Origin of the sequence: Janthinobacterium sp. TB1-E2, assembly GCF_036885605.1 — a bacterium.
Classification (GTDB): Bacteria; Pseudomonadota; Gammaproteobacteria; order Burkholderiales; family Burkholderiaceae_D; genus Janthinobacterium; species Janthinobacterium aestuarii.
Map to the genome: position 1 here is coordinate 4,186,146 of NZ_CP142523.1, position 21,249 is coordinate 4,207,394.

The following is a 21,249-nucleotide window of genomic DNA, read 5'->3' on the forward strand; positions in this document are numbered from 1 at the left end:
AATGAACCACCAGCCTCCCTTCACCCTCGCGCATGGCGACTGCCGCGCCGACGTCCACCCGGCCACAGGTGGAGCGCTGGCGGCGCTCCGCTGGCGCGGGCGCGACATCCTGCGCGCCGCGCCGGCCAGCGCCGGTGTGCGGCAGATGGCCTGCTATCCCTTGGCGCCGTATTCGAACCGCATCGGCAACGCCGTGCTGCAGGCGCCGGAACAGACGCATGCGCTGCGCGCCAACTTCCCGCCCGAGCCGCACAGCATCCACGGCTTCGGCTGGCAGCGCGCCTGGCATGTGGCGGCGCGCACGGCCCACAGCGCCGAACTGCTGCTCGTGCATGGCGGCGACGCGGACTGGCCATTTGCCTGCACGGTGCAGCAAACCGTGCTGCTCGACGAAGCCGGCCTGCGCCTGACTTTATCGGTGCGTAATGACGACGCGCGCACCATGCCCGCCGGCCTGGGTTTTCACCCCTACTTTCCGCTGGCACCTGGCCTGCGCCTGCAGACGCAGTGGGATGGCGTGTGGAGCATGGGCGACGACCACTTGCCGGCCGGTCTGGCCCCCGTGGCGCAAGCATCGCCATTCGCCACGCCGCAGCCGGTGGCCGGCTGGCAGGCGGACAATTGCTACAGCGGCTGGACGGGCCGCGCCAGCCTCGATTACGGAGACTATGCCGTGCACCTGTCGGCCAGCGACAATTGCGGCCACCTCGTGTGCTTCGCGCCCAACGACGAGCGCAGCTTCATTGCGCTGGAACCCGTCACGCACGCGAATAACGCGTTTGCGCTGGCCGCGCGCGGCGCGCAGGGCACGGGCATGCGCTTGCTGGCGCCCGGCGAAAGCCTGCACATCGCCATGCGCCTGGCAATCGAGGAGAAACAGCATGCGTGAATGGCAAGCCGAACTCGTGCTCGACGCGCGCGCCCAGCTGGGCGAATGCCCGCTGTGGAGCGTGGCCGAGCAGTGTTTATATTGGATCGACATCGCCGGACGCCGTGTGCACCGCTACGATCCGGCGACAAACCTCGACCGCGTCTGGTGGGTGCCGTGCGAGCCGGGCTGCATCGCCCTGGCTGAAAAAGGCGGCCTGGTGGCGGCCCTGCGCGACGGTTTCTACCGTTTCTATCCGCAGGAAGGCTTGCTCGACAAGCTGGCCGATGCACCGTACGACAGCCGCGACATGCGCTTCAACGACGGCCGCTGCGACAGCGCCGGGCGTTTCTGGGCCGGCGCCATGTACGAACCGCGCACGGCGGAACTGGCCGCCATGTTTTGCCTGGAACGGGGCGCCACGCGCCTGGGCTGGGGGCCGGAACAAGGCTTCGGCGTCAAGGTCAGCAACGGCCTGGCCTTCGCAGAAGATGGAAAAGCCCTGTTCCAGTCCGACACGCCGAACCACGTGATCTACCGTTTCGCGTTTGACGCGGCCAGCGGCCAGGTCGGCGAGCGCCAGGTATTCGCGCGCCTTCCCGTCAAGGGTGAAGAAGCCGTGTATGGCGGCCGTCCCGATGGCGCGGCATTGGACGCCGAAGGCTGCTACTGGAGCGCGCAATACGAAGGCGGCCGGGTGCTGCGCTTTTCGCCGCAGGGCGAAATCATCGGCGTCGTGCACGTACCCGTCACGCGCCCCACCATGATCGCCTTTGGCGGCGCCGACCTGCGCACCCTGTACATCACCAGCGCGCGCGAAGGCGCAGGCGACGACGAACTGGCGCACCAGCCGCAGGCCGGCGGCCTCTTTGCCGTGCGCCTGGACGTGGCCGGCCGCCCCGAACCCCTTTACCGGGATTGATCCCCACAATTTGCCCCCGAGGACAGCATGAACGCCAACATCACTCTCTACCCCAGCCTGCAGGACCGCGTGGTCTTCGTCTCCGGCGGCGGCTCCGGCATCGGCGCTGCGCTCGTCGAACACTTCGCCCTGCAAGGCGCGCAAGTGGCTTTTTGCGACATCGACCGCGACGCCAGCGCCGCCCTGGCCACGCGCCTGGCGCCCCTGTGCCGCCATGCGCCCTATTTTGTGTACAGCGACATCCGCGACATCGCCGCCTACCAGGCCAGCCTGGCCGACGTCGAGGCGCGCTTCGGCGCCATCCGCGTGCTGCTCAATAACGCGGGCCGCGACGACCGCCACAGCCTGGCCGAACTGACGCCCGAGTACTGGGACAACTGCCTGGCCCTGAACCTCAAGCACCATGTGTTCGCCATCCAGCAGGTGGCGCCCGGCATGGCGGCCGCCGGCGGCGGCGCCATCATCAACCTCGGCTCCATTTCATGGATGCGCGGGCGCCCCAACCTGGTCGGCTACACCACCTCCAAGGCCGGCATCGCGGGCCTGTCGCGCACCCTGGCGCGCGAACTGGGCGAACAGAATATCCGCGTCAACGCCATCGCCCCGGGCGCCATCGCCACGGATCGCCAGGCCGCCCTGTGGCGCGATCCGGAAGAAGACCGGCGTTTCATCGAACTGCAATGCCTGAAATACCGGCTCGATGCAGGCCACGTGGCGCGCACGGCCCTGTTCCTCGCGGCCGACGATTCGGACGGCATCACGGGCCAGAACATCATCGTCGACGCGGGACTCGCGCAAGTATCTGTCGCGGGTTAAGCCGCATCACCCATTCAAGGAGAACCCCATGTTGAACCTGCAAGACGCAAGCCTGTTGAAACAGCAATGCCTGATCGATGGCGTCTGGTGCGACGCCGATGACGGCGCCACCATCGATGTCACCAACCCGGCCACGGGCGCAGTCATCGCCACCGTGCCGCGCATGGGTGCGGCCGAGACGCGGCGCGCCATCGCCGCCTCGCATGCGGCCTTCCGGCTGTGGCGCAAGCAGACCGTGAAGGCGCGCGCCACGGTGCTGCGCGCCTGGCACGCCTTGATTTTGCAGCATGCCGACGACCTGGCGCTGATACTCACCAGCGAGCAAGGCAAGTCGCTGGCCGAAGCGAAGGGCGAGATCGTCTCGAACGCGGCCTACCTGGAGTGGTTTGCCGAGGAAGGCAAGCGCGCGTATGGCGACGTCATCGCGCCGCCGTCGAACGACAAGCGCATCGTCGTCATCAAGCAGCCGATCGGCGTGTGCGCGGCCATCACGCCGTGGAATTTCCCGAACGGCATGATCACGCGCAAGGCCGGCCCCGCCCTGGCGGCCGGCTGCGCCATGGTCTTGAAACCGGCGTCGCAAACGCCGCTGTCGGCCCTGGCCCTGGGCGAACTGGCGCTGCGCGCCGGCGTGCCGCCCGGCGTGTTCAATGTGGTGACGGGCGCGGCGCAAGCGATCGGCACGGAACTGTGCCACAACGACCTGGTACGCAAGATCACGTTTACGGGATCGACGGAAGTGGGCGCCTGGCTGTCGCGCGAAGCGTCCGGCACGATCAAGAAGCTGTCGCTGGAACTGGGCGGCAACGCGCCCTTCATCGTCTTCGACGATGCCGACATCGACGCGGCCGTCGAAGGCGTGCTGATGTCGAAATACCGCAACAGCGGCCAGACCTGCGTGTGCGCCAACCGCATCTACGTACAGGACAGCATCTACGATGACTTCGCCGCCCGCCTGGTGGCCAAGGTGGCCGAGCTGAAACTGGGCAATGGCCTGGACGCTGGCGTCACGCAAGGCCCGCTGATCGATGAAAACGCCGTGCGCAAGATCGAGCAGCATATCGCCGACGCGCTGTCCAAGGGCGGCAAGCTGGCCATCGGCGGCAAGCGCCACGCGCTGGGCGGCAGCTTTTTCGAGCCCAGCGTGGTATTGGAAGCGAACAGCGACATGCTGGTGGCCACAGAGGAAACCTTCGCCCCGCTGGCGCCCCTGTTCCGCTTCGGCAGCGAAGACGAAGTCGTCGCCATGGCCAATGCCACGCAATTCGGCCTGGCCGGCTATTTCTACAGCCGCGATCTGGGCAGGGTCTGGCGCGTGGCGGAAGAACTGGAAGTGGGCATGGTCGGCATCAACACGGGCATGATCGCCAATGAAATGGCGCCATTCGGCGGCGTCAAGCATTCGGGCATGGGCCGCGAAGGCTCGCACTACGGCATGGACGACTTCCTCGATATCAAATATTTGTGCATGGGAGGGATTTGATTATTTAATGTAGGCAAGGCAGGGATCAGCAACAATACACCTATAAAAACACAGGAGACAGGATCATGCAAACGACATTACGCAAGACCACATTGGCCGCGGCCATCACGGGCGCCCTTTTCTCGGCGTCATTTGTTAGCGCTAACGCGCGCGCCGACGAACTGAGCGACATGAAAGCCATGCTGGCCCAATTGCAGGACCGGGTAGCGCAGATGGAAGCGAAGGCGGCCCAGCCTGCACCCGCAGCGGCACCTGCCGCAGCCATGGCAGCAGCGCCAGCGGCGGCATCCGTGAAACCCGTCACCGGCTTCAACTGGAAACTGTACGGCCGTGGCGACATCGGCTACACGGTCTCGCGCGGCAAGGATGCCAGCGGGCGCCAGCTGACGAACCATCGCCTGAACCAGGGCGAGATGGCCAGCCGTCTGGGCCTGACGGGCGCCTGGGTCTTCAGCGATGAATACAAGGCCATCTTCGGCGTCGAGACGGGTTTGAACCTGTTCAACGGCAATGCGGGCGGCGGCACGCAAAACAACACCACCTCGTCCGTGCTGTTCAACCGCGGCTCCACCGTCGGCTTTGCCTCGACCACCTGGGGCTCGATCGAAGGCGGCACCATGTACATGGCGCCATTCTGGGTTTCGCTGGGTGCCGACCTGGCCTCGGCGCACAACTATGGCGCCAACGATTTCAGCGCCCTGTTCTCGCTCACGCGCCCCGAATCGCTGGGCCGCTACCTGAAAGACCCCGTGACGGGCAACGCCAGCAAGACGACTAGCCTGGCCGGCAACAACTCGGGCACGGCCCTGTTCTACGGCAACGCGCTGCGCTACCGCAGCCCCACCTGGAACAATATCTCGGCCGAGGTATCGTATTCGGCCGGCCAGCAGGCGTCTTCCGCCACCGACCTGGAAAACGATGGCCGCAGCTGGGCCGCCAACGTGCTGTACAAAAAGGGCGATCTGTTCCTCGGCTATGCGCACATGGATTACCAGCAGAGCAACGACATCAGCACGGCCGGCACGCCGAACTTCATCAAGCGCAACCAGGTCACGGACATCGTCGGCGCGCGCTACAAGTGGAACGACTTTACCTTGGGCGGCTCCTACACCTCCTACCGCGTGTCGAACGCGGGCGGCTACGCGGCCGACGCCTTCGGCGTGTCGGGCGCGTACGACATCGGCAAGCACCGCATCGAAGGCAGCCTGGCGCACATCAGCTATGACGGCGCCAACGCCAGGGGCGCGTTCGGCGCGAACACGGGCGACGGCGTGGGCAAACCGAAGTCGACCGCCTACTCGCTGGGCTACCTGTACAACTTCCAGCCTACCCTGTCGTTCTATGCCTATGCCACGCGCATCGCCAACAACAGCCACGCCAAGCTGGGCGTATTGCAGTTCCGGGGGGACAATAACTACTTCGGCTACAGTCCCGTCGAGCTGACCGCCGGCATGTTCCTCGTTTTTTAATTAGTACTTAATTGTTGATGCACCGCCGGCCCGCCCGCATGCCCCGCCATGCGGCGGCCGGTTTTCACAGGAGTTGATCGTCATGCAGTACACACTACACCAGGAAAATGACAGCGTCGCCCTGCGCTGCGCCGGCCGCTTGCTGCTGCGCCACAGTGCCGCTGCTCCATGCGTGTTCGTCGGCCAGGGCCGCGAAAGCATGGAAATGTACCGAGGTAATTTCGAGATCGAGGATTACGTCGAGGAGCGCAATGCCCTGCGCGCGCTGGCCGTCACGCAGGAGGACGACGCCGCCACCCTGAGCTTTGCGCGCCATGCGGGCGACGCACCGCAACTGGTGCTGGCCGTGCAAGCGACGCCGCATGGCGTGCACCTGGTGGTGCGCTACGCGGCGCCGGGCTGGAACCGGCTGTGGCTGCGCTTGCCGGCGGAACAGGACGAACATGTCTGGGGCTGCGGCGAGCAGATGTCGTACTTCGACCTGCGCGGCCGCCACTTCCCCCTGTGGACGTCGGAGCCGGGCGTGGGCCGCGACAAGTCGACGCATTTGACATGGCAGGCGGACGTGACGTCCAAGTCGGGCGGCGACTACTACCACACGAATTATCCGCAACCGAGCTTCATCTCTTCGCAGCGCTATTGCCTGCATGCGGAAACGACGGCGTATGCGGACTTCGATTTCCGCCAGCCCGATTTCCACGAACTGCAATTCTGGGCCATGCCAGAGCGCCTGGAATTCATGCTGGCCGACACCTTCGTCGACCTGGTCGGCGTCGTCTCGCAGCGCTTCGGCCGCCAGCCGCAGCTGCCAGCATGGCTGCAGAATGGCGCCATGCTGGGCCTGAAAGGCGGCGAAGAGCACGCGCGCTCCATCCTCGCACAGGCGCAGGAACACGGCTTGCCCGTCAGCGCCCTGTGGTGCGAAGACTGGGTCGGCTTGCGCCAGACCTCGTTCGGCAAACGCTTGTTCTGGGACTGGCGCTGGCAGCCGCAGCGCTACCCCGACCTGAAGAACTGGATCGCCGACCTGGCCAGGCAGGACATCCGCTTCCTCGGCTACGTCAATCCCTATCTGTGCAACGACGGCACCCTGTACCAGGAAGCGCTGCAGCAGGGCTTTTTGGCGACCGCCATCGATGGCGGCGCCTACCTGGTGGACTTCGGCGAATTCGATTGCGGCGTCGTCGACTTCACCAATCCGGCCGCCGCGCTGTGGTTCGAGGAACGCATCCTGCGCCAGGAGATGCTCGACTTCGGCCTGTCCGGCTGGATGGCCGATTTCGGCGAATACCTGCCGATCGACCTGCGCCTGCACAATGGCGCCGACGCGCGCCTGATGCACAACGCGTGGCCGACCCTGTGGGCCGAGGTCAATGCGCGCGCCATCGAACGGGCCGGCAAGACGGGCGACGCCACCTTCTTCATGCGCGCCGGCTACACGGGCGTGCAGGCGCACTGCCCGCTGCTGTGGGCGGGCGACCAGTCGGTCGACTTCAGCCGCCATGACGGTTTGCAGACGGTGATCTGCGGCGCCCTGTCGTCTGGCCTCCTGGGCAACGCCTACCACCACAGCGATATCGGCGGCTATACGAGCTTGTTCGGCAACCTGCGCACGGCGGAACTGTTCCAGCGCTGGACGGAGATGGCCGTATTCACATCGATGATGCGCACGCACGAAGGCAACCGTCCCGACGAAAACTTCCAGTTCTACCAGGATGAAAACGTGTTCCGCCACTTCGCCCGCATGACGCGACTGCACGTGGCGCTGGCGCCCACCATCCGCGCCCTGGCCGAAGAGGCCGTGGCGCGCGGCCTGCCGCTGCAGCGCCCACTGTTCCTGCACTATGAACACGACCGCGCCACCTACGCCATCCAGGACCAGTACCTGTTCGGCCCCGACCTGCTGGTGGCGCCCGTGCACGCGGCCGGCGCCGCGCGCTGGAGCGCCTACCTGCCGCAAGGCGATGCCTGGATCCACCTGTGGAGCGGCACGGCATTCGACGGCGGCCAGTGCGTGGAAGTCGATGCGCCGCTGGGCCAGCCGCCCGTCTTCGTGCGGCGCGGCTGCGCGCAGCAGGACTTCTACCTGTCGCTGGCGAAATGAGCCTGGCATGAGCGTGGCGTCGCACCTGCTGTTCCTGGCCTGCGTGGCGCTGGCCAGCGTGGCGCAGAACCTGACGGGATTTGCGTTTGGCCTGATCCTGCTGGGCCTGACGGCCGTGCTGCACCTGGCCAGCCTGGGCGACGTCGCCAACGTGGTCAGCGTGCTGGTGCTGGTCAACGCGGCCATCACGTTTGGCCGCACGCGCCCGCAGCTGGCCTGGCCCGTGTTCGGCCCCTCGCTGGCCGTCAGCCAGCTGGGCGTGGGCGCGGGCGTGGCTTTGCTGGGCTGGTTCAGCGCGCAGCAGGTGAGCGTGCTGCGCTTCCTGCTCGGCTGCGCCATCGTCATCTGCGCCTTTATGCTGGTGCTGCGCGCCAGCGCGCGTGCGCAGCAGTCAAGCCTGCCCTCGTTCCTGTTCTTCAGCGGCGTGTCCGGCGTGATGGGTGGCCTGTTCGCCAGCGCCGGCCCGCCCATGGTCTACCACCTGTACCGCCAGCCATGGCCGGCCGACATGATCCGCCATTCGCTGATCGTGCTGTTCGCCGCGAATGCCGTGCTGCGCCTGGCCCTCGTGCTGGCGCATGGCCAGTTCAGCATGACGGCATTCTGGCTGACGCTCGAGGCCTTGCCGCTGGTGATGGGCTTGACGTGGCTGGCGCGCCGCCACCCTTCGCGCCTGCCCATCGAACACGTGCGCCGCGCCGTCTTCGTGTTGCTGCTGATCGCCGGCCTGGCCCTCGTGCTGCCGCCCGTGCTGTCGCTGCTCGCCTGATACGGCATTTAATTTTCTTTTACTTTTACCAGACGAGTCTTCCATGTCCGCTTCCCGCTTTTCCTCCCTACCCGCCGACTGCGACCTGCTGGTCGTCGGCGGCGGCATCAATGGCGCCGGCATCGCGCGCGACGCGGCCGGCCGCGGCTTGCGCGTGGTGCTGTGCGAACAGCACGATCTGGCGCAGCACACCTCGTCCGCGTCCACCAAGCTGATACACGGCGGCCTGCGCTACCTCGAATACTATGAATTCAAGCTGGTGCGCAAGGCGCTGCAGGAACGCGAAGTGCTGCTGCGCGCCGCGCCCCACATCATGTGGCCGATGCGCTTCGTCATGCCGCACGACGCCGCCCAGCGCCCCGCCTGGATGATACGCGCGGGCCTGTTCCTGTACGACCACCTGGCCAAGCGGGCTTTTTTGCCCGCCTCGCAAGGCATCGCGCTGGACAAGCACGCGGCGGGCGCGCCGCTGAAGGCTGGCTACCGCAAGGGCTTCGTGTACTCCGACGGCTGGGTCGACGATGCGCGCCTGGTGGTGCTCAATGCGCTCGATGCGCAGGAACACGGCGCGCATATCCTCACGCGCACGGCCTGCGTCGATGCGCGCCGCGATGGCGGCGACTGGCAAGCCACCCTGCAAGCCGAGGATGGCCAGCGCAAGACGCTGCGCGCACGCGCCATCGTCAACGCGGCGGGACCGTGGACGGCGCAATTTGCCGGTGCGGCCGGCGGCGGCAAGACGCAGGGGCTGCGGCTGATCAAAGGCAGCCACATCATCGTGCCGCGCCTGTTCGAGCATCCGCATGCCTACATCTTCCAGAACCCGGACCAGCGCATCATCTTCGCCATTCCCTACCAGGATGACTTCACCCTGATCGGCACCACGGACGAGGAATACAAGGGAGAGGTCAGCCAGGTCAAAATCAGCCAGATGGAAATCGATTACCTGTGCCAGGCTGCGAACCGCTATTTCAAGCGCGAGATCGGCCCCGCCGACGTCGTGTGGACGTATTCGGGCGTGCGCCCGCTGCTCGACGACAGCGCGCAGAACGCGTCGGCCATCACGCGCGACTACCTGCTGGAAGTGGCGCGCGGCAAGGCGGCGACGGGCGCGCCGCTGCTCAATATCTGGGGCGGCAAGATCACCACCTACCGCAAGCTGGCCGAGGAAGCATTGGGCTTGCTGGCGCCCCTGCTGGACAATACCGCCGCGGCGTGGACGGCCGAGGCGCCCCTGCCCGGCGGCGACTTGCAGCAGGCGAACCGCCTGGTGGACAGCCATGATTTCGATGGTTTCCTCGCCCGCTTCCAGCGCGACCACGCATGGCTGCCGCCCGCGCTGGCGCGCCGCTATGCGCGCGCCTACGGCAGCCGCGCCACGCGCCTGCTGACGGGCGCCGCCTCGATGGCCGACCTGGGCGCGCAGCTGGCGCCCGGCCTGTACGAAGCCGAAGCGTGCTATCTGATCGAGGTGGAATGGGCCAGGAGCAGCGACGACATCCTGTGGCGGCGCAGCAAGCTGGGATTGCGCTGCACGCCGGCCGACGTGGCGCGCCTGCAGCAGTGGCTGGCGGTGCATCTGGCGCAGGAGGTGGCGGCATGACGTATTTGCTGGCCCTCGACCAGGGCACTTCGAGCTCGCGCAGCATGGTGTTCGATGAAGCAGGCGCCATCGTCGCCGTGGCACAGCGCGAGTTTCGCCAGTTATTCCCGCAGCCGGGCTGGATCGAACACGATCCCATGGAAATCTGGCATAGCCAGTTGGCGACCTGCCGTGAAGTGCTGGCCAAGACAGGCTTGCAGGCCGATGAGCTCGGTGCGCTGGGCATCACCAACCAGCGCGAAACGACGGTGGTATGGGACCGCGCCACGGGCGAACCCGTGTACAACGCCATCGTCTGGCAAGACCGCCGCACGGAAGCGCTGTGCGAGGATTTGCGCGCGCGCGGCCTGGCCGGCGCCATCCACGCGAAAACGGGCCTGGTGCTCGACCCGTATTTTTCCGGCACCAAGCTGCGCTGGATACTCGACGCCGTACCCGGCGTGCGCGCGCGGGCCATGCGCGGCGAACTGGCCTTCGGCACCATCGATACGTGGCTGGCGTGGAAAATGACGGGCGGCCGCCTGCACGTGAGCGACGTCAGCAACGCTTCGCGCACCATGCTGTGGAACCTGCATGAAGGCTGCTGGGATGCCCAGCTGCTCGACTGGCTGGGCATTCCCGCCAGCCTGCTGCCATCCGTCCACCCATCGAGCCACGTATATGGCGAAACGGATGCGGACGTACTGGGCAGCCCTGTCATCATCGGCGGCATCGCCGGCGACCAGCAGGCGGCGCTGTTCGGCCAGACCTGTTTCAAGCCGGGCATGGCCAAGAATACCTATGGCACGGGCTGCTTCCTGTTGCTCAATACTGGCGAACAGTGCGCGCAATCGCAGCATGGCCTGATCAGCACGGCCGCCTGCCAGGTGGGCGCGCAACCGACATATGCGCTCGAAGGCAGCGTCTTCATCGGCGGCGCCGTGGTGCAATGGCTGCGCGACGGCCTCGGTGCCATCGGCCACGCGGGCGAAGCGGAAGGCCTGGCCGCCTCCGTGCCCGATTCGGGCGGCGTCGTCTTCGTACCGTCGTTTACGGGACTCGGTGCGCCGTACTGGGTGCCGTCGGCGAAAGGCGCCATCCTGGGCCTGAGCCGTGGCAGCACGGTGGGCCACATCGCCCGCGCGGCATTGGAAGCGATCGCCTTCCAGAGCGCCGCCCTGCTGGGCGCCATGACGCGCGACGCGCAAGCGCCGATCACGGAACTGCGCGTGGACGGCGGCGCCTGCGCCAACAACCTGCTGCTGCAATTCCAGGCCGACTTGCTGGGCATCCCCGTCGTGCGCCCGCAAGTGATCGAAACGACGGCATTGGGCGCCGCCTACCTGGCGGGCCTGGCCATCGGCCTGTATCAAGGCACCGATGAACTGGCGTCGCACTGGCGCGCCGACAGGACATTTTTGCCCACCATCGGACGCGACCAGGCGGCCAGCCTGATGCAGCAGTGGGAGGTGGCCGTGCGGCGGTTTACCGGTACCGGGGAACACTGACAAACGTCGGGCCAAAAAAAAGGCTATGTCATCGGCAAATAGGGGAAATGCCGGAATCTTCCCTTGCTTGTGCTGTCTGACTCTGCATACTCACCACGCAGGGAGCAGATCATGCAGCTAGCCGAATGGATCAGCTTTATCGCGCAGTTTGCGCAGTTGAACCGACGCCAGCGGCAGGCAGGCATTGCCCTGCTGCGTGGCAACGCGCCACACGACGCGACCGTCGCGCTGCTGGAAAGTGTGGCGCAGCCGCGATTGGCCTGTCCCGCCTGCCAATCGGCGCACTTGCACCGGCATGGCCATACACACGGCCTGCAGCGCTACCGCTGCGTTCCCTGCGGGCGTACCTTCAATGCCTTGACGGGCACGCCGCTGGCCCGCTTGCGCCACAAGGCGCTGTGGCTCGACTACGCCGATTGCCTGCTGGCATCGGATTCCGTGCGCAAGGCGGCGCGCCAACTGGGCGTACACCGCAACACCACGTTTCGCTGGCGCCACCGGTTTTTATCGTTGGCAAAGACGGATCGGCCGCATGGCCTGCACGGCATCGCCGAAGCCGACGAGTTATATCTGCTGGAATCGGAAAAGGGATCGAGAAACATGACGCGTCCGCCACGCCGCCGAGGCGGCCATGCCCGCCAGCGCGGCATTTCCAATGAGCAGGTCTGCATCCTGGTGGCGCGCGACCGCACGGGCCAGACCCTGGACTTCATCACGGGCAAAGGGGCGCTGACCAAGGCGCAGTTGCATCATTGCCTGTTACCTGTCATCGACAAGGACGTGCTGCTGGTCACCGATGGCCATGCCGCCTATCGGGCCTTTGCCAGGGAGGCTGGCATCAGCCACCAGGCCGTCAACTTGCGCGCAGGCATCCGCGTACAGGGCGCCGCCCACGTGCAGAACGTCAACGCCTATCACAGCCGTTTGCGGCAATGGCTGGGTCCGTTTCACGGCGTGGCGACGCGCTACCTGCCAAATTATCTGGGGTGGCGCTGGATACTCGATGCCAGGCGCATCCGCTCGCCAGAAACGTTATTGAGAGCAACGCTGGGAGGATTCCCACATCTGACGGTGACATAGCCGCAAAAAAAAGCCCGCTGCGGGAGCGGGCTAAATCTAATTCCTGTGAGGAAGTAGAGGAGACAGATGCATCTTGACGCATTGCGGCATATCACGCCAATCATGTGTTGTGATGAGCAAGATAAGCCCCATCAATATCTTGGCGTGACGCCCTGGTTGATTACTTGACGCTGCCAGCCGCTTCCTCGATCAGCTTGGCCACTTCCGCCGGATGCGAGCTCATCACCACGTGGGAAGCGCCGTCGATCACGACGGTTTTCTTCGCGTTGGCACGCTTGGCCATGAAGGCCAGCGCTTCTGCGGGAATATTCTTGTCCGCCTTGCCGTAGACAAACCAGGACGGGATACCCTTCCAAGCTGGCGCAGGCGAGGCTTCGTTCAGCGCCGCATCCGTGATCGGACGCTGGCCGACCGCCATCAGGCGCGCCTTGGCCGCCGGCAAATCGGCGGCGAACTGGTCGTGGAACTTGGCTTGCTCGATAAACAGGTCGTTACTGCCATCGGCCAGCGGTACGGGCTTGGCCAAGGCCGTACCCAAGGTGCCGCCCGGATATTTGCCCGACAGGCCAGCGGCCGTCTCGCCGGCATCGGGCGCAAAAGCCGCCACGTAGACCAGCGCCTTGACGTTGCCGCCTGCCTGGGCAGCCGCGCTGATCACCGAACCGCCGTAGGAGTGCCCCACCAGCACGACGGAGCCAGGCACGCTGTTGACGACGCGGGCCACGGAATCGGCGTCACTCTTGACGCTGCGCAGATGATTGGCCGCGCCGATGACGGTGTAGCCGTCTTTTGCCAGGATGGCGGCGACGCCGTCCCAGCTCGATGCATCGGCAAACGCGCCATGGACCAAGACGATGGTGGGCTTGACGGCGCCCGCCGCCGAAGCCGGGCTGGCAGGAACGACGCTGGCGAACAAGGTACCCACGACGGCGGCAATGGACAATGGCTTGATGAATGAGGTCATGATGATTCCCGATATGATTGGAGAGTGGTGACGAGCTGCCCGCATCGGCAGGCGAGTCGAAATACTAGCACTCAACAATGTCATTTTTGCAGCTTTTGCGGCGACCTGATCTTCTTGCAGGGGCAAGGTCTGGCCCTATGATCTGGCGGCGGGCCGCTGGTGTTGCCGGCGGTGGACAGCGGCGATGGGGACGCGCAAAAAAAAGCCCGCTGCGGGAGCGGGCTGAATCTATTTCCTTGGAGGAGATAGAGGAGACAGATGAATGATGCCGCGTCGCAGCATATAAAACCACTTTATATTCGTGATGTCAGAAATACGCGATAGTGATATTAGGGGCAACGAAGCATTCCACACGGCAACTTTTATGCTGCCGCTTCCGTTTTCCCGTCGCCAGAACGCAACATATTCTTGATGCCCCGCAGCGCCTGCCGCACGCGCGCCTCGTTTTCGATCAGGGCGAAGCGCACGTATTCATCGCCATATTCGCCGAAACCGATGCCGGGCGACACACTGACCTTGGCCTTTTGCAGCAGCAGCTTGGCGAACTCCAGCGAACCCAGGTGGCGATACGCTTCCGGGATATGCGCCCAGATATACATCGACGCCTTCGGTTTCTCCACCATCCAGCCCGCTTCATGCAAGCCTTTCACCAGCACGTCGCGGCGGCGCTGGTACTGGGCGCAGATGTCCGTCACACAGCTCTGGTCGCCTTCCAGCGCGGCAATGGCCGCCACTTGCACGGGCGTGAAACTGCCGTAGTCGTGGTAGCTCTTGATGCGCGCCAGGGCCGCCACCAGTTCCGCGTTGCCCACCATGAAGCCGATGCGCCAGCCCGCCATGTTGTAGCTTTTCGACATGGTGAAAAACTCGACGGCCACGTCGCGCGCGCCGGGCACTTGCATGATGGACGGCGCCTTCCAGCCATCAAAAGTGATGTCGGCATACGCCAGGTCATGCACCACCAGAATATTGTGCTGCTTCGCCAGCGCGACGACTCTTTCAAAAAATTCCAGCTCCACGCATTGCGCCGTGGGGTTGGACGGGAAACCCAGCACCATCATCTTCGGTTTCGGGTAGCTTTCGCGGATCGCCCGTTCGAGTTCAGCAAAGAAGTCCACGCCCGGCCCCATGCGCACTGAGCGGATATCGGCGCCCGCGATCACGGCGCCCCAGATGTGGATCGGGTAGCTGGGATTGGGCACCAGCACCGTGTCGCCACGGTCGAGCGTCGCCAGCATCAAGTGGGCCAGGCCCTCTTTCGAGCCGATGGTGACGATGGCTTCGCTGTCCGGGTCGATGTCGACCTCATAGCGCTTCTTGTACCAGTGCGCAATGGCGCGGCGCAAGCGGGGGATGCCTTTTGACGCGGAATAACCGTGCGTGTCTGGGCGTTTCACCGTCTCGACCAGCTTGTCCACGATGTGGGCCGGCGTGGCGCCATCGGGATTGCCCATCGACATGTCGATGATGTCCTCGCCACGGCGGCGCGCGGCCATCTTGAGTTCGGCGGTGATATTGAAAACGTAGGGGGGAAGGCGATTGATGCGCGAAAAGCTGCGCGGAGCTTGGCTGTCGGTCATGGTATCTCTATACGTAAGCGCCCGGATCCGTCCGAGCGACGTTGGCACAATGCGTGTGCCTGCAACGATACTAACCCGGCTTCGCAAGAACTGGCAAGTGTGTAGTCAAGCCGTTACAATGCAGGCTGATCGAAAATGAGCGCACCGGTTGGTAACCCGGTAAGTGCCCGGCACAGTCCGGCATGCTCCCGCCCACGCGGACCCACGGCGCTGACCCTTGGCTGTACCACCAGCCGGGGAGGTGTTCTGGTTCGTGCATTTTTCCCGCCGCGCCATCCCTCCCCTGTTTTTTACTTTAGGAATTAGACGGATGGCAACACACGACACCGCAGTAACTGGCATGACCCTGGACCGCACCGGCATGGAACAGCAACTGGCCTTGCCGGTACGCCACTTCATCGATTGCGCGTTCGACGGCGAAGACCTGTCGCGCCTCGATTTGCAAGGCTGCACCTTCGAGCGCTGCACCTTTGCCGACACCAGCTTGTTCGCCAGCAAACTGGCACGCAGCACCTGGCGCCGCTGCCGCGCCGGCAGCGCCGATTTCGAATCCGTCGACGCCGTCGACGCCAGTTTCGAAGGCTGCGACCTGAACAACACGAAATGGCGGCGCGCCAAGCTGGCCTCGGCCACCTACCGCGGCTGCAAGCTGACGGGCGCGTCTTTCGAGGAAGTGGCCCACCTGGGTCTCACCTTCGAAGACAGCCTGCTGGTGGGCGCCGACTTGCGCGGCTTCTCGTTCCGCAAGGCGACATTAAAACAGCTGGATTTTTCCGATGCCTACTTGGCCGGCTGCGACTTTCGCGAAGCCGTCTTCGAAGGCGGCAGCCTGCGCAATGCCACCATCAAACTGGCGAAGTTCCAGGGCGCGGACTTGCGCGGCGCCGATATCGACGGTTTCAAATTGAGCGAAGCGGCGCTGCTGAAAGGCGCCGTCATCACGCATGCGCAGGCGGCGAACTTCATGCGCGCGCTCGATCTGGTGGTGATTTGATCTGAACAGGCAAAAAAAAAGCCCGCTACGGAAGCGGGCTGAATCTATTTCCTTGGAGGAGATAGAGGAGACAAGTGCATCTTGCGGCATTGCGGCATATCACGCCACTTTATCTTCATGATGATAGAAATACTCATCAGTGATAATGAGGCCCCATCAGGGTTTCAAGCCGTGCGGCGCGCGGCCTGCGGTATAAATTCTCCCAGCCACACCAGCAAGGCCAAGCCTGGAAACGCCATGCCGGTCAGCAATGTTGCCTGCCAGCCGTAGCTGGCATATACCCAGGCGCCGATGGCCGAGCCGGCCGCGCCGCCGGCGAAGAACAGCGCGAAATACAGGCCATTCAGACGGCCCCGCACTTCCGCGCCCAGGCTGAAGATGGCGCGCTGACCCAGCACCAGATTGGCCGCCACGCCCATGTCGAGCACAATGGAGGCGACCACCAGCAGCCCCAGCGCCACATGTTTCGATTCAGGCGCAAACATCGGCAAGGCAAACGCGACGATGCCCAGCGCCAGCGCAACGGCAGTGGCCGGCAAGGTGTGGCCCGCATCGGCCAGGCGGCCGGCGATGGGCGAAGCGACGGCACCGGCCATGCCCACCAGGGCAAAGATGGCGATGCCCGTTTGCGACAGGCCGAACGCGGGGCTGGACAGCACCAGCGGCGTGACGGTCCAGAACAGGCTGAAAGCGCCAAACAGGCCCGCGTGATAGGCGGCGCGGCGGCGCAGCACGGGCGTGCCCAGCAGCAGATGCCACAGCGAAGCCATCAGGGCGGGATATTTCATGCTCGACACAGGCTGGCGCACGGGCAAGGCGCGGCGCAGGACCAGCGCCAGCAGTACCATCAGCACGGCGGCACCGCCAAACACCACGTGCCAGCTGGCGTGCGCAGCCACCAGCGAGGCCACGGGGCGGGCCAGCATGATGCCCAGCAATAAGCCGCTGACCACCTTGCCCACCGTCTGGCCGCGCGTCGCTTCCTGCGACAGGTGGGCGGCAAACGGCACGATCACTTGCGCCGCCACGGAACCGAGCCCGATGGCCAGCGCGGCGGCCAGGAACACGATGGCGCCCGTCGAGAGGGCCGCCGCCACGAGAGCCGTGGCCGTCACCAGCAAGGCAGTGACGATCAGGCGGCGGTTTTCCAGCAAGTCACCCAAAGGCACGACAAACAGCAGGCCCAGGGTATAGCCGACTTGCGTCAGGGTGACGATGAGACCGGCGGCCTTGGCCGACAGGCCCGTCGAGGCGCTGATGGGTCCGACGAGGGTTTGCGCGTAGTACAGATTGGCCACGATCAGGCCGGAAGCGATGGCCAGCAGCAGCACCATGGCGGGTGAAATGTCGTGGGGAGCAGACGGTGAGGCCTTGTTCATGTTGTTTCCTCGGTTCGGTAGGGATGTTGCCATTCTAGGCAAAACTGTGGCAAAGATAATTAGGGCATAATCTACTCATACTTTTCACATAAGATGAACAATCACCATGGACAAGATCAAGGCCATGCAAACCTTCGTGCGCATCGTCGAGGCCAACAGTTTTTCCAAGGCGGCCGAAACATTGAATTTACCGCGCGCCGCGCTGACGGCCACCCTGCAAAAGCTGGAAGCCTATCTGGGCACGCAATTGCTGCAGCGAACCACGCGCCGCCTGTCGCTGACACCGGAAGGGGCCGAGTACTTTCGCCACTGCATCGACATCCTGAAAGCCGTCGATACGGCGGAACTGGCGTTTCGTGGTCCCGACGCGAAAAAACCGCGCGGCTTGCTGCGCATCAACCTGCCCAATACCGTGGGCCGGCGCCTGATCATTCCCCATATCGCGCAATTCCATGCCGCGTATCCCGACGTGCATTTGCAGCTGAGCCTGACTGACCGCCTGGTTGACCTGACGCAGGAAGGCATCGATTGCGCCTTGCGCGTGGGCACCTTGCAGGATTCCGCCTTCATCGGCAAGCAGGTCGGCCTGATGCGCTTCGCCACGTGCGCCGCGCCCGCCTACCTGGCGCGGCACGGCACGCCGCACACCCTGGCCGACCTGGCAGAGCACCAGGGCATCATGCATTATTCGGGCCGCACGGGACGCGCCTTCGACTGGGATTTCCAACAAGGCAAGGAAGTGGTGCGCGTGCAGATGGCCGGCCCCATCGCCGTCAACGACGCGGATGCCAGCGTCGATTGCGCACTGCAAGGGCTCGGTGTGGCGCAGGCGGCCATGTACCAGGTGCGCCAGCACCTCGACAGCGGCGCGCTGGTGGCCGTGCTGCCCGACTGCCCGCCGACGCCGATGCCCATGTCGTTGCTGACGCCGCAAGGCCGCCTGGCCACGCCCAAGCTGCAGGCGTTCGCCGGCTGGATCACGGCCCTGCTGGCCGCCCACCCCGACGTACAACTGCCCACGCACAATATCTGAGGCAAAAAAAAGCCCGCTACAAGGAGCGGGCTGAATCTATTTTCTTGGAGGAGAATAGAGGAGACAAGTGAATTATGCTGCATCGCGGCATATCAATCCAATTGATTGTTGGAATGATAGAAATTCGCGAAACGAATAACTACTGTTTACCCCAAAGCAAAAGCTGGGGTCAGACCCGACGGGTCTGACCCCGCATTCATTACTTCGCTGTCGCCGCCACCGGCGTCGCCTTCACATCCGCGGCATACGGCAAGACCTTGGATGCCAGGCGGGTGTCTGCCTTGATCAGCGCCACTTCGTCGGCCAGGATGCGCGCCGCTTCGTTCAGCAGCACGTCCTTGGCACTCTTGGCGGCTGTTTCGGCGTCCAGCTCGGCACTCAGGGCCCGCTCGTCGCCCTGCAGTCCATCGTCGGTGCGCAAGGCGCCCTTCACGGCCGCGATCTGCTTGGCCGTCTTGTTGGCCGCTTTCGCGCCCTTCAGCACGTCTTTCGGATCGGGAATCACCACGAGGTCGTCGGCAGGATTCGAAATCTGCGCGATCAGGCGTTTTTCACGGGCCTTGGCGCGCGCTTCCTGGGCATCGCGCTCCTTGCGGCGCACGGTTTCATTGAGCGAAATCTGGTTTTCCTTGCGCTGCTTGACGACGAGAGCGATGTCATCGAGCAGGTACTGGAAATCCTTGTCCTTGGCCACGCGCGCTTCATGTTTCTTGTCCAGCAGCGGCACGATATCCTTCAGGTCGCCCGTCGGCATGTACGGCGCCGGCTTGATGGCCACCCATGGCAGGGCATTGTCATAGCTCGATTCGCCGAAGTTTTCCGTGTCCGACATGGCGGGCAGCTTGATGTCGGGAGTCACTCCGCGCAACTGCGTGGTACCGCCATTGATGCGGAAGAACTGGGCGATGGTCATCTTCAGCTCGCCGAAGCGGGCTTTCTCGCTGCCGCCGAAGCGGTCGAGGTTGAACAAGGTCTGTACCGTACCCTTGCCGAAGCTGCCTTCGCCGATGATGACGCCACGGCCGTAATCCTGCACGGCGGCGGCGAAAATTTCGGACGCCGAGGCGGAGCCGCGGTTGATCAGCACGCCCATCGGGCCATCCCAGGCCAGACCGGTATTGGTGTCGCTTTCCACGTCGACCTTGCCTTCGGCATTGCGCTGCATCACGACAGGGCCCTTGTCGATGAACAGGCCCGTCAGTTCGACGGCTTCGTTCAGCGAACCGCCGCCGTTGTTGCGCAAGTCGATCAGGACGTTGTCGACCTTATCCTTCTTCAACTCGGCCAGCAAACGGCTGACGTCGCGCGTGGCGCTCTTGAAATCCTTGTCGCCACGGCGGCGCGCTTCGAAGTCCTGGTAGAACGTCGGCAGGGCAATGACGCCGATACGGCGCTTGATGCCGTTGTCGCGCACTTCGATGATCGATTTCTTCGCCGCCTGCTCTTCCATGCTGATTTTCTTGCGCACCAGCGGCACGATCACGTGCTTGGCGTCGGGGCCGGCGTCGGCCGGCAGGATGTCGAGGCGCACGACGGAATCCTTGGCGCCGCGGATCAGCTGCACCACGTCGTCGATGCGCATGCCCAGCACTTCGGTGATGGGGCCGCTTTCGCCCTGCCCCACGCCGACGATGCGGTCGCCGACTTTCAGCTTGCCCGACAAGCCGGCCGGGCTGCCAGGCACGACTTCGCGCACGACCGTGTATTCGTCGCGCGTCTGCAGCACGGCGCCGATGCCTTCGAGCGACAGCCGCATGGCGATGTCGAAGTTATCGGAAGCGCGCGGACCCAGGTAATTGGTATGCGGTTCGATCGACATGGCGTAGGCGTTCATGAAAATCTGGAACACGTCTTCGCTGTTGAGCTTGCGCGCACGGGTCGTGTAGCTTTCATAGCGCTTGTCCAGCGTTTCACGGATGGCCTTGTCTTCCTTGCCTGCCAGCTTCAAACGCAGCCAGTCGTTCTTGACACGCTTGCGCCACAGGTCGCGCACTTCCTCGTCATTCTTCGGCCAGGCGGCTTTTTCGCGGTCGATCTGGTAGCTCTCGTCAGCGGCAAAGTCGAACTTGGTTTTCAACAATTCACGCGCATACGCCATGCGCTCGTCGAAACGCTGCTGGTACAAGTTGTAGATGGCAAACGGCGACGTCAGGTCTTCATTGATGATGGCGTCGTCCAGCTTAGTGCGCAGCGGGGCGAAACGGTCGATGTCGGCCTGCACGAAAAACAGTTTTTCCGCGTCCAGGGATTTGAAATAGCGGTCGAAGATTTTCTCCGACATGGCGTCGTCGAGCGGCATGGCCTTGTAATGGACGCGCGTCAATACGCGCGATGCCCACAAGGCGGCCTGCGTTTGCTGGGCCAGCGGCTTCATGGGTAGCGGAGGAGCGGCGCTCTTGTCCGTCTGGGCTGCGCCAGCGTTGGCTGACAGGGCAAGCACCAGGGTGACCAGCATCATTTGCTTCTTCATCGGCTTCTCCGAAAATTAGTTGAATCAATTCCAGGCGGCGCAGCTATTCATGCGCCAGCCAGCAAGACAGTAAGGGGAATACACGACTGGTCTGCATATTATTCTACAGGATACGGCCTGGCAGTCTCCCAAGGAATATCAGTTTCTTCCCGGAAGCTTAAACGCGGATTAAGGATGGCGTCTCATTCATTACAAAGTGAAACATTCGTGACAAAAATTGCATCACCG

General features: G+C 64.3%; 16 protein-coding genes. 12 read left to right on the forward strand and 4 right to left on the reverse strand.

The window, feature by feature from the left end; translation table 11 throughout:
- Position 1 precedes the first annotated feature (1 nt).
- The 10 genes from OPV09_RS18800 (at position 2) to OPV09_RS18845 (ending at position 12,601) form a co-directional block, all read left to right on the forward strand.
- Positions 2 to 889, forward strand: a complete 888-nt coding sequence (locus OPV09_RS18800; RefSeq protein ID WP_338679086.1) for an aldose 1-epimerase — start codon at positions 2 to 4, stop codon at positions 887 to 889.
- The gene (locus OPV09_RS18805) at positions 882 to 1,790 is read left to right on the forward strand and encodes an SMP-30/gluconolactonase/LRE family protein (RefSeq protein WP_338679087.1); all 909 of its coding nucleotides are present in this window, start codon (positions 882 to 884) and stop codon (positions 1,788 to 1,790) included. The genes OPV09_RS18800 and OPV09_RS18805 overlap by 8 nt, the downstream gene beginning before the upstream one ends.
- Before the next feature lie 27 nt (positions 1,791 to 1,817).
- The gene (locus OPV09_RS18810) at positions 1,818 to 2,606 is read left to right on the forward strand and encodes an SDR family oxidoreductase (RefSeq protein WP_338679088.1); all 789 of its coding nucleotides are present in this window, start codon (positions 1,818 to 1,820) and stop codon (positions 2,604 to 2,606) included.
- A 28-nt stretch (positions 2,607 to 2,634) separates the two neighbouring features.
- Positions 2,635 to 4,089: an NAD-dependent succinate-semialdehyde dehydrogenase gene (locus OPV09_RS18815; protein WP_338679089.1), complete on the forward strand. Its 1,455-nt coding sequence runs from the start codon at positions 2,635 to 2,637 to the stop codon at positions 4,087 to 4,089.
- A gap of 65 nt (positions 4,090 to 4,154) precedes the next feature.
- Positions 4,155 to 5,558, forward strand: coding sequence for a porin (locus OPV09_RS18820; protein ID WP_338679090.1), 1,404 nt, complete (start codon positions 4,155 to 4,157; stop codon positions 5,556 to 5,558).
- Between the two features lie 82 nt (positions 5,559 to 5,640).
- Positions 5,641 to 7,662, forward strand: a complete 2,022-nt coding sequence (locus OPV09_RS18825) for an alpha-glucosidase (protein ID WP_338679091.1) — start codon at positions 5,641 to 5,643, stop codon at positions 7,660 to 7,662.
- Positions 7,663 to 7,669: 7 nt separating this feature from the next.
- On the forward strand, positions 7,670 to 8,431 hold the full coding sequence (locus tag OPV09_RS18830) for a TSUP family transporter (RefSeq protein ID WP_338679092.1): 762 nt from the start codon (positions 7,670 to 7,672) through the stop codon (positions 8,429 to 8,431).
- A gap of 43 nt (positions 8,432 to 8,474) precedes the next feature.
- Positions 8,475 to 10,034 carry a glycerol-3-phosphate dehydrogenase gene (gene glpD, locus OPV09_RS18835; RefSeq protein ID WP_338679093.1) on the forward strand — a complete coding sequence of 520 codons (1,560 nt, stop codon included), beginning with the start codon at positions 8,475 to 8,477 and terminating at the stop codon, positions 10,032 to 10,034.
- The gene (gene glpK, locus OPV09_RS18840) at positions 10,031 to 11,521 is read left to right on the forward strand and encodes a glycerol kinase GlpK (protein ID WP_338679094.1); all 1,491 of its coding nucleotides are present in this window, start codon (positions 10,031 to 10,033) and stop codon (positions 11,519 to 11,521) included. Before glpD ends, glpK begins: the two co-directional genes overlap by 4 nt.
- A 111-nt stretch (positions 11,522 to 11,632) precedes the next feature.
- Positions 11,633 to 12,601, forward strand: a complete 969-nt coding sequence (locus tag OPV09_RS18845) for an IS1595 family transposase (RefSeq protein WP_338679095.1) — start codon at positions 11,633 to 11,635, stop codon at positions 12,599 to 12,601.
- 160 nt (positions 12,602 to 12,761) lie between these two features.
- Here OPV09_RS18845 and OPV09_RS18850 read toward each other — a convergent pair whose 3' ends face one another.
- Together OPV09_RS18850 and alaC are read right to left on the reverse strand one after the other, a co-directional pair.
- On the reverse strand, positions 12,762 to 13,565 hold the full coding sequence (locus tag OPV09_RS18850) for an alpha/beta hydrolase (protein WP_338679096.1): 804 nt from the start codon (positions 13,563 to 13,565) through the stop codon (positions 12,762 to 12,764).
- Between the two features lie 362 nt (positions 13,566 to 13,927).
- Entirely contained in the window at positions 13,928 to 15,145 is a 1,218-nt protein-coding gene (alaC, locus tag OPV09_RS18855) for an alanine transaminase (protein WP_034755193.1), read from the reverse strand.
- A gap of 310 nt (positions 15,146 to 15,455) precedes the next feature.
- Between alaC and OPV09_RS18860 the strand changes: the two genes are divergently transcribed.
- On the forward strand, positions 15,456 to 16,139 hold the full coding sequence (locus OPV09_RS18860; protein WP_374106817.1) for a pentapeptide repeat-containing protein: 684 nt from the start codon (positions 15,456 to 15,458) through the stop codon (positions 16,137 to 16,139).
- Positions 16,140 to 16,303: 164 nt separating this feature from the next.
- On the opposite strand, the gene OPV09_RS18865 is transcribed toward OPV09_RS18860, so the two are convergent.
- Positions 16,304 to 17,518 (reverse strand): MFS transporter, encoded by a 1,215-nt coding sequence (locus OPV09_RS18865; RefSeq protein WP_034755187.1) that lies wholly within the window; start codon positions 17,516 to 17,518, stop codon positions 16,304 to 16,306.
- Between the two features lie 106 nt (positions 17,519 to 17,624).
- On the opposite strand from OPV09_RS18865, the gene OPV09_RS18870 reads away from it, so the two are divergent.
- The gene (locus OPV09_RS18870; protein WP_338679097.1) at positions 17,625 to 18,551 is read left to right on the forward strand and encodes a LysR family transcriptional regulator; all 927 of its coding nucleotides are present in this window, start codon (positions 17,625 to 17,627) and stop codon (positions 18,549 to 18,551) included.
- Positions 18,552 to 18,750: 199 nt separating this feature from the next.
- Here the strand turns inward: OPV09_RS18870 and OPV09_RS18875 are convergent, their stop codons facing one another.
- The gene (locus OPV09_RS18875; protein WP_338679098.1) at positions 18,751 to 21,021 is read right to left on the reverse strand and encodes a carboxy terminal-processing peptidase; all 2,271 of its coding nucleotides are present in this window, start codon (positions 21,019 to 21,021) and stop codon (positions 18,751 to 18,753) included.
- Positions 21,022 to 21,249 lie beyond the last annotated feature (228 nt).

Excerpts from the sequence above, each read along its gene's own strand:
- OPV09_RS18800 (WP_338679086.1), top strand. The coding sequence starts at position 2 with ATGAACCACCAGCCTCCCTTCACCCTCGCGCATGGCGACTGCCGCGCC.
- OPV09_RS18805 (WP_338679087.1), top strand. The coding sequence starts at position 882 with ATGCGTGAATGGCAAGCCGAACTCGTGCTCGACGCGCGCGCCCAGCTG.
- OPV09_RS18810 (WP_338679088.1), top strand. The coding sequence starts at position 1,818 with ATGAACGCCAACATCACTCTCTACCCCAGCCTGCAGGACCGCGTGGTC.
- OPV09_RS18815 (WP_338679089.1), top strand. The coding sequence starts at position 2,635 with ATGTTGAACCTGCAAGACGCAAGCCTGTTGAAACAGCAATGCCTGATC.
- OPV09_RS18820 (WP_338679090.1), top strand. The coding sequence starts at position 4,155 with ATGCAAACGACATTACGCAAGACCACATTGGCCGCGGCCATCACGGGC.
- OPV09_RS18825 (WP_338679091.1), top strand. The coding sequence starts at position 5,641 with ATGCAGTACACACTACACCAGGAAAATGACAGCGTCGCCCTGCGCTGC.
- OPV09_RS18830 (WP_338679092.1), top strand. The coding sequence starts at position 7,670 with ATGAGCGTGGCGTCGCACCTGCTGTTCCTGGCCTGCGTGGCGCTGGCC.
- glpD (WP_338679093.1), top strand. The coding sequence starts at position 8,475 with ATGTCCGCTTCCCGCTTTTCCTCCCTACCCGCCGACTGCGACCTGCTG.
- glpK (WP_338679094.1), top strand. The coding sequence starts at position 10,031 with ATGACGTATTTGCTGGCCCTCGACCAGGGCACTTCGAGCTCGCGCAGC.
- OPV09_RS18845 (WP_338679095.1), top strand. The coding sequence starts at position 11,633 with ATGCAGCTAGCCGAATGGATCAGCTTTATCGCGCAGTTTGCGCAGTTG.
- OPV09_RS18850 (WP_338679096.1), bottom strand. The coding sequence starts at position 13,565 with ATGACCTCATTCATCAAGCCATTGTCCATTGCCGCCGTCGTGGGTACC.
- alaC (WP_034755193.1), bottom strand. The coding sequence starts at position 15,145 with ATGACCGACAGCCAAGCTCCGCGCAGCTTTTCGCGCATCAATCGCCTT.
- OPV09_RS18860 (WP_374106817.1), top strand. The coding sequence starts at position 15,456 with ATGGCAACACACGACACCGCAGTAACTGGCATGACCCTGGACCGCACC.
- OPV09_RS18865 (WP_034755187.1), bottom strand. The coding sequence starts at position 17,518 with ATGAACAAGGCCTCACCGTCTGCTCCCCACGACATTTCACCCGCCATG.
- OPV09_RS18870 (WP_338679097.1), top strand. The coding sequence starts at position 17,625 with ATGGACAAGATCAAGGCCATGCAAACCTTCGTGCGCATCGTCGAGGCC.
- OPV09_RS18875 (WP_338679098.1), bottom strand. The coding sequence starts at position 21,021 with ATGAAGAAGCAAATGATGCTGGTCACCCTGGTGCTTGCCCTGTCAGCC.